Genomic DNA, 296 nt, shown 5'->3' with positions numbered 1-296 from the left:
TTGCCGACCTTGGTTGTCGGCAGCTGGGACAGCAGCACGGTCTTCCGGGGCTTGTAGAGCTCTCCCAGTTCGGCGGTCACCGCCGCGCCGACCTCGTCGGGGTCGATGTCGGCGCCTTCGGCCGTGGCCAGGAAGATCTGTACGGCCTCCCCGTACTCCTCGTCCGGCACGCCCAGTGCCGCCGCGTTGCGCACGCCGGGGAGGGTGAGCAGGAAGTCCTCCAGGACGCGGGAGTAGACGTTGTCGCTGGTGCTGCCGGTGACGATGATGTCCTTGGCACGGTCGACGAGATAGAG

The 296-nt window shown here is 67.6% G+C and carries 1 protein-coding gene; it reads right to left on the bottom strand.

Annotation, left to right across the window (positions count from 1 at the left end; all coding sequences use genetic code 11):
- Positions 1–296, bottom strand: a 296-nt coding sequence (locus tag ADK54_RS18320) for an AMP-binding enzyme (RefSeq protein ID WP_420717328.1), incomplete at both ends; no start/stop codon positions are given.

Origin of the sequence: Streptomyces sp. WM6378 (genome assembly GCF_001279695.1) — a bacterium.
Lineage (GTDB): Bacteria > Actinomycetota > Actinomycetes > Streptomycetales > Streptomycetaceae > Streptomyces.
The sequence above is the reverse complement of the archived record's forward strand: the minus strand, read 5'-3'. Positions and strand labels throughout refer to the sequence as shown.